Annotated in this window: 4 protein-coding genes; 1 reads left to right on the top strand and 3 read right to left on the bottom strand. The window is 46.5% G+C overall.

The annotated features are described in order from the left end of the window. The first annotated feature begins 105 nt into the window (after positions 1 to 105). The gene (locus AB4507_RS05310) at positions 106 to 558 is read left to right on the top strand and encodes a hypothetical protein (RefSeq protein ID WP_372182340.1); all 453 of its coding nucleotides are present in this window, start codon (positions 106 to 108) and stop codon (positions 556 to 558) included. Positions 559 to 666: 108 nt separating this feature from the next. Here AB4507_RS05310 and AB4507_RS05305 read toward each other — a convergent pair whose 3' ends face one another. The 3 genes from AB4507_RS05305 to AB4507_RS05295 are packed head-to-tail and all read right to left on the bottom strand — an operon-like array spanning position 667 to position 6,441. Further along, entirely contained in the window at positions 667 to 2,175 is a 1,509-nt protein-coding gene (locus AB4507_RS05305; RefSeq protein ID WP_372182339.1) for an efflux transporter outer membrane subunit, read from the bottom strand. Positions 2,176 to 2,177: 2 nt separating this feature from the next. Beyond that, complete coding sequence (locus AB4507_RS05300; RefSeq protein ID WP_372182342.1) at positions 2,178 to 5,297, bottom strand: efflux RND transporter permease subunit; 3,120 nt, start codon at positions 5,295 to 5,297, stop codon at positions 2,178 to 2,180. Between the two features lie 10 nt (positions 5,298 to 5,307). Continuing rightward, on the bottom strand, positions 5,308 to 6,441 hold the full coding sequence (locus AB4507_RS05295; RefSeq protein ID WP_372170541.1) for an efflux RND transporter periplasmic adaptor subunit: 1,134 nt from the start codon (positions 6,439 to 6,441) through the stop codon (positions 5,308 to 5,310). Between the last annotated feature and the right edge of the window lie 23 nt (positions 6,442 to 6,464).

Below are 6,464 nucleotides of genomic sequence, written 5' to 3'. Positions count from 1 at the left end.
AAGATCAACACGCCCTAGTCACAGATTGTCGCGAAAATAGTTCACTTTCGTCATGGAAGACATGATCAGGGGTACTTAAACTAGGTTGAGGTGAATAGGGTAATTATGGGCGATTATTTAGATATTTGGTTTACGGTTACCTCCTTAGTTTTTATTGTAAGCTTACTTTCAGCACTTTTTGTTGGGGTCTGGCGTAAAAATATAAAAGCGTTGATTCTCTTAAGTGGAGTCGCAGCAATCAGTATCGTTCTGTTTCTCTCTCAGAAGTATCAAATCCGAAATATCCTAGCTGAAGAGCTGAGCGTGTCGAGTTTTGTTGTGGAGGCTCATGAGGAGTTTGAAGAATCTAAATTGTTAGATTCTTTGAGAAGTAGTAACTACGTAACGATGAATAGAACGAAACCTTTGTCAAAAAGTAAAGTACGTATTGTTATTAACTCTGGCGAGATTGAGTTATTGATAGCTCAAGACTCTAAGAACGAAGAACTGTTTTGGATCTATTACCCCAAATACCGATTTAGTCGTTTAAACCCAATTGGAAAGGTACGTATCCGTTAAACATAAGTGCACAATTGCTACAGCGACTTTTAGTAACAAAAATACCGCCGTAATCAACGGCGGCATTTTTTTTATGCTTATTGCATCGTTCAGCTGAGAACAGCGAGCCTACTTAGCGTGAGCTAATTCGACACTCTTTGTTTCATTAGCGACTTTCCAATCGCCACCTAAGGCTTTATACACCGCAATCGTGGTGTTGGCGGTTTGAAGCTTGGCGGCCACTTGGCGATCTTGCATCGCTTTTTGTTGTCTTTGTGCGTCTAACACCGATAAGTAATCGACTAGGCCGGCTTTATAGAGTGACTTTGCTTTGCTCACTGCATTATCGACGGCGAGGGTGGCTTCATCGATGCGCTTTTGGTTCTCTTGGCTACGGCCATAGGCAAACAAGCTTGAATCGACTTCTGCAAAGGCGCTGTCTACCGAGTGTTGGTAGTTAAGCGCTGCAGAACGGAACCTTGCTTCGTTCATCTCTACCAAGGCTTCGCCTCGGCCACCATCGAACACATTCCAACTGATGCCAGCAGATGCCGCCCAACCGAATGAATCGCTACTGAATAGGTCATCAAAACTTCCTGCAGTTACTCCTGGCGTACCCGTTAGGAAGAATTTTGGATAGCGATTAGCAATGCTTGCGCCGAGTTCTTCGTTAATGGCTGCCATTTCGCGTTCTGCAATTCGGATGTCTGGGCGTTGTTCTAACAAGTCAGAAGGTAAGCCTGTAGGAATCACATCCTTCATTCTCGGCAAGGTAAATTCACCCACTAAACGTTGGTTCACGCTCGTAAGTGATTCGCCTAACAACACTGCCATGCGTTGTTTGTGAACTTGCTCTGCGATTTCAAGTTGAGGAACAATGGATTCAGTCGCGGCAAGCATGGCTTTGGCTTGAGCAAGATCTAACTCCGAGCCATAGCCGCTGCGAACAACTTTGGTGACCAGTTCTAAAGTCTGCTTTTGGTCGGAAATGTTCTCTAGTGCGATCGCTTTTCGCTCTTGAGCGCCACGATATTGCAGGTAGTTGTGAATAACATCGGCAGTGATCAAGATATTCAAACCCGATTGGAATATCTCGGCTTGTTCTACTCGAATTGTTGCTGCGTTGGATTGCTTATCGATACGTCCAAACAAGTCCATTTCCCATGCGATGCTTGCACCTAAGAACCCACCATCGTGTTGCGCTTCCAGCAGCGACATCCCCGTTGCTGATTCAACCGCATCAGAGGCGCCAAATACCGGGCCGAGTAGGGAGTCGTTCTCACTCAGTTGGTAGTTGTAATAACCACCACCGACATTGATGGTCGGGACTTTGAATGATTCAACAACGCTTTTGTATGAGTTCGCCATGTTGATTCGCTCAGCGGCCAGTTTAAGCGGGATATTCTGGCTTTGAACATCGGCCACTAACTGATTGAGCGTTGGATCATTGAACTGTGTCCACCAATGGTTGTGTTGTTCGTTTTGGCTCACGCCATTTTGGTTCACATCACCTTGGCTATATAAGAAGGTCTCAGCCATAGTCGTTTGCGGTTCATCGTAATCAGGGCCAACCGCACAACCTGTCAGCAACAAGGCAAAAGCAATAGGAGCCACTTTAAACTTAGTTAATGGATACATGTTTATTGCTCCTTGTTGAATGAGATTGGAGTGCCGCTGTTTGTAGACTGAGGCGTTGCATCGAGTACAACTACAGCATCTTTAATGGCTTCAGCCACTGTCTTTTTTTCTTCAGTTCGATAGAAGAGCTTGTACAGCGCAGGCATTACAAACAGAGACAACACGGTTGCCGCAGCCAAGCCACCGATAATGGTCGCCGCCATCTGATCAAACAGCAGGTCACTAAGCAACGGGATCATGCCAAGTGCTGTGGTGAGTGCGCCCATTGAGATCGCCATTGTACGGTTCACGGTTGCTTCTTTAATTGCGTCTGACAGTGAGCGACCGTCTTTACGTTCAAGCTCGATCTGGTCCATCAACACGATGCCGTTCTTGATGATCATACCTGTCAACGTTACCGCGCCAATCAACGCCATGAAGCCGAACGGTTTATCCAACAGCAACAAGCTGAACGTTGCACCCGTCGCCGCAAGCGGTAGGGTGGTGAAGATGATCACTGGCTGTTTGAAGCCGTTAAACATCGCAACTAGGATGATCACCATCAACAACATCGCTTTAGGTAGCTGTTTAAGAATATCGCTGACCGCTTTATGCTCGTCGTAATATTCGCCACCCCATTCCAAGTGGTAACCGTGTGGAAGGTGAATGGATTCTATCTGTTCTTTAACTGAGTCTCTCACTGCTGCAGGTGTGGTGTAGCGACCAACGCCAGCTTGTGCTGTGATGGTTTTTACTCGGTCACGACGCCAAATCATGGTCTCTTCGCTTGTAAGCTCAAACCCGTCAATGACTTGACCTAGTGGAACGCTGTGGATGCCCAATAAAGAACGTACCGGCAAAGTTTCTAGCGATTGAATAGAGCTTTCTGTACCACGCAGTTGAATCGTCACCAGTTCGTCGTTTAAGTTCATACGACCCAGCGGCATGCCTTCTGACGCGCGTTTCATCGCGAATGCAATATCTGCACGGTTAATGCCTGCAAGACGCATCTTGTCTTGGTTGATGACAGGTTCTAGCACTTTGCTCTTTTGACGCCAGTCGTCACGCACGTACTTGGTGTCTGGGTGTCGAGCAAAGATAGCTTTCGCTTGTTCAGATAAGCCGTGCAGTACCTCGATATCTGGGCCTGAAAAACGCGCTTCAACACTGAATTTATCCGAAGTCGCAAGCTTTAAGCTTCTAAAGCGAGGATCGGCGTTTGGAAACTCTTCCATTAACCATTTGTCGCCACGCGCAATCAACGGGCTGAGTGAAGGGAAATCGGTCGCGTTAATCAAGATCTGACCGTAAGCAGAGTCAAACGGCTCTGGCTCAATGGTCACTGAGAAACGAGGAGCGCCAGCACCAATGTACGTTGAAATACTCTCGACTTCCGGCTGCTCTAACAACCATTGTTCGATACGCTGCATGTCTTCTGAGGTCTGTTCAATCTTGGTGCCATTTGGCAGCCAGTAATCTAAGAACAGAATGGGTCTGTCGGCTTGTGGAATAAAGTTAACGGCAATATTCGGGATAGCCAATGCAGTGACCAAGATCAGCGGAATAAGTCCCGTCAGTGCTTTGAGTGGGTTATCTACCGTCCAGTTTACGCTCTTACGGTATAAGCTTACTTTGGTATTGTCAGCTTGCTTAGTTGGCTTGATGAAGAACCAACACATCAAAGCTGTAAAGGTCATTGCGACAAACCATGACAACAACAGTGAAGAGGCGATAATTAGGAATACTGAGCTTGCGAACTCAGCGGCATCGGTTTTTGAAAAGATAACAGGGCTCGCACCCATAATAGCAATGACTGTCGCACCAAAGAGTGGTGTGGCTGTCTCTTTAACAGAATCAATTGCGGCTTTGGTTCGGTCGATGCCTTTGTTGATTTTCACAATCATCATATCGGTGATGACAATGGCGTTATCTACCAACATGCCGAGCGCAAGAATGAAGGTACCTAGCGAAACTCGGTGTAAATCGATTGACGCGATGTTCATGTAGATAAGCGTCAGCAAGATAGTCAGCAGTAAGCTTGAGCCGACAATGGTTGCGCTTTTTAGCCCCATGAATATAGACAGGACGATGAATACAATCGCGACACTCTCTAGCAAGTTACTCACGAAGTTGTCGATCGATTTCTGAACTTCTTCCGGCTGGTTAGCAACTGTCGCGATATCAACACCTAACGGCAGGGTTGCTTGAAAATCGCTGACGATTTGATTGATTTCATCACCAAGTGATACCACGTTTACGCCGGTGACTGGGCTCATCGCTAATGTGACTGCTGGTACGCCGTTGTAGCGGTTCTCTGTCATCATTGGCTCTTGGTAGCCCATTGTGACGTCTGCAATATCGCCTAAGCGGATTAAGCTGGTTCCTAATTCACTCACGCCGCCTTTGATCATCAGGCTTTTGATGTCTTCTAATGAGCCAAACTCACTCGACTGTTGAACTCGGATTCGTTCAGTTCCTGCTGAAAACTTACCGGCATCGAACGCCATGTTTTGCGTATTCAGCTGCGACCAAACTTGTGTGATAGATAGGCCGTATTGCGCTAACCTTTCATCTGGGATGTCGATATGAACAACGCGTGGCTGAACGCCGTGTAATTCGATCTTCTTAATACCATCGACGGTTTTAATTCGACGTTGCAACTCTTCTGCGTAACGTCTTAGCTCAGCAGGAGACGCATCCTTACTGTGGATAGAGAAAAGCATGCCGTAGACTTCAGAGAACTCGTCTTGTACGACACTGATCTGTGCAGTCGAAGGCAGTAACAGCTTCATGTCAGATACTTTGCGACGTAATAAGTCCCACTCTTGAGGAAGTGCTTTTGAATTAAGAGATTCTTTGAGATCGACAAATACCATCGACATGCCAGGGCGAGACAGTGAACGAAGTCGGTTTAATGACCCCATCTCTTGCAGTTTAGTTTCGACGGTATCAGTAACTTGCTGTTCCACTTCTTCCGCAGAAGCACCGGGGTAGAGCGTTACTACGACGGCCGTTTTGATGGTGAAGCTTGGATCTTCGAGCTTGCCAAGATCAAAGTAAGAAAACAGGCCTGCGATAACACTCAATGCAGTGAAAAACAGGATGAAGGTGCGTTGTTTGATCGCAAAATCAGCTAGATTCATCATGATTTACCTACAGACTCTTAACTTGAATATCGGAGAAGTGTTGGCCTTCCATGACGTACTGAGCACCACTCACCACGACGAAATCACCATCGTTGAGCGTTGATTCAACACATACGGTATTTTGGGACATCGAAACCACGTCCACAGTCACGCCATGAGCTTGCTCGTTCTTAACCGTGAACACTTGCTCGATGCCAGATTGATTCACCAACGCTGAATACGGTAAACAAAAATTGCTGCTAGCTTCGCCAAGTTGAGTTGTCAGTGTGACGGCTTTTCCTGGCAACACTGACTTGTTGGTTGTCTCTACATGGTAGGTAACTGCGTAGGTTTGCTTGATAAGATGAGGTGACGTGGCAATTTCAGCGGCGTACCCAATCAGCTTTTCCTCTGAGCCATACCAATTGATAACAGCGGTTTGATTCGGTTGGAACTCATGAATCAAGTTCTCTGGGACTTGGATTTTAACTTCAAGCTGATCAGGGTTGTGGATGGTGAAAACCGAAATGCCCGGCAGAACTTGTTCAAACTGATCGAAGTTCGATGCCGCTACAACGCCGTCGAAGGGTGCGAGCAGTTGGGTATAACGAATCGAATCTTTCGCACGGCGTATGTTCTGTTCTACGACTTTAACCGCCGCTTCACTTCGTTCATAACCGCTGATTGCACGGTCTAGATTAACATCGGCAATCGCATTATCAGCGATGGCTTGTTTTACTCGTACAAGTTCGGATTTCGCTAATTTGTGTGCAGATTTCGCTTCGAGTGCTCGTGCTTGTAACTCTTCTAACGCGACTTGATAATCATGAGGGTCTAACTGCGCAAGTGGTTGGCCTTTCTTTACTGAATCACCAACCGAGACCATCATTTTTTGAATAGTGCCAGGCACACGAAACGCGACGCCAGCGGTTTCTGATGACTGCAATTTGCCTGTGAACGATTTTTCAACTTGATGAGAGAGAGGCTCAAGTTGGATAACTTGAATCGGGCGCGTTTGTTTTTGAGCTATCGTCGCCTCAGAGTCATTACAGCCAAACAGAGCGGTTAGGCTTAGTGCAATGACTGTGTGTTTGAAGATAGGTGTCTGTTGAAAGATAGACGAACGCTGCAAAACAGATGAATGTTGAGATATAGGCTTCATGGATTACTCCTGTCAATTTATGG

The organism is Vibrio sp. 10N.222.54.A3, from assembly GCF_041474095.1.
In the GTDB taxonomy this organism is placed as follows: Bacteria; Pseudomonadota; Gammaproteobacteria; order Enterobacterales; family Vibrionaceae; genus Vibrio; species Vibrio crassostreae_C.
The sequence above is the reverse complement of the archived record's forward strand: the minus strand, read 5'-3'. Positions and strand labels throughout refer to the sequence as shown.